Consider the following 1,311-nt stretch of genomic DNA (forward strand, 5'->3'; position numbering starts at 1 on the left):
CTAAATTTCTCTCCCTTAGCATACTTTCAATTTCATCCACTAAAATATCCTTATCAATTCCATAAGAAAGTCCATTTTGAACCAATTTATAAGTAATAAAAATAATCTCACTATATAAAAATCTATTAGAAGAAGCTAAAGGCGAAAATAAATTACCAGGTATTATATTAAATAAATTAGTACTAATGTTATCACCACCAAAGTTTTAGTTTATTACTAATTATAACCTATTTTTGAGTGTTTTTGTTGGTTATTAGGGAATTGATGGGTTTTCGAGGAAATAAACAAAACAAATTGTGTTCACAATTTGTTTACGTACTCCGGGGTGATTCCATATACATAAAATATACAATTTAAGTTGAATTAACAATATATGTTTTGTACAATAAAATAAATGCATATTTAATAATAACAACATGAATATGACTAATATAATTTATGATGGAGGGGTATTATGAAAAACATAAAATTAATAATTACAGATTTGGATTTCACTTTACTTCATACTGATAAAAGCATCTCTGAATATTCTAAAAATATATTTAGACAATGTCCTGAATATGGAATAAGAACAGCAATTGCAACAGCAAGATATCGGATAGGTGCAGAAAAGTATCATAATATTATAAAACCAGATTTTGAAATAACCACCGATGGAGCAATGGTATATCACAATGGTGAGATAATCTATGGTTGCGGATTTAGCTTAGATACAACGAATCACATAATTAGTGAAATAAGGAATATCAGTACAACACTTAAAATAACAGTAGCAACAGATAGTGGAGTTTTATGGAATAGCCATAATATTGAAAAATCTTCAATATTGTACAAAGCAATTTATAACGATTATTCAAAACCAATAAATAGTTGCGCATATAAAATAGTGGCTGAATTGCCCGACAAAAAAATTGCTTTAGATATAGCTAATAAATTTCCAGATTGTAAGTTAATTTGTTATAGAGGTGAAAATCTATATGGCTTTGTCAATAAAAATGTTGGTAAAGTTCATGCAATCAAATCATTAGCAAATTACTTAAATATTGAATTGTCAAATATTATTGCCTTCGGTGATGACTTAAATGATATAGAAATGCTTGAACAATGCGGTTATGGTATTGCTGTATCAAATGCTATTAAAGAAGTACTAAATATAGCCGATTATATTGCTGATACTAATGATGAAGATGGAGTTGCAAAATTCATTGGAAAAAATATCTTTCTTTGATAAAAGCAATATAACAGAAACTTATACAATAACATGTGTACATCTATAAGCCTAACTCTAATGGTAATAGCACCATAAGGATT

The 1,311-nt window shown here is 27.5% G+C and carries 1 protein-coding gene; it reads left to right on the forward strand.

Annotated features, from left to right (window positions below; genetic code table 11):
- Window positions 1-454 precede the first annotated feature (454 nt).
- Window positions 455-1,228, forward strand: a complete 774-nt coding sequence (locus tag B2671_RS03225; protein ID WP_346869133.1) for an HAD family hydrolase — start codon at window positions 455-457, stop codon at window positions 1,226-1,228.
- Window positions 1,229-1,311 lie beyond the last annotated feature (83 nt).

Origin of the sequence: Clostridium sp. UBA5119, assembly GCF_002414285.1 — a bacterium.
Taxonomy (GTDB): domain Bacteria; phylum Bacillota; class Clostridia; order Clostridiales; family Clostridiaceae; genus Clostridium_J; species Clostridium_J sulfidigenes.

Bases quoted from the DNA above. Each gene is read 5' to 3' on its own strand.
- B2671_RS03225 (WP_346869133.1), top strand. From the start codon at position 455: ATGAAAAACATAAAATTAATAATTACAGATTTGGATTTCACTTTACTT.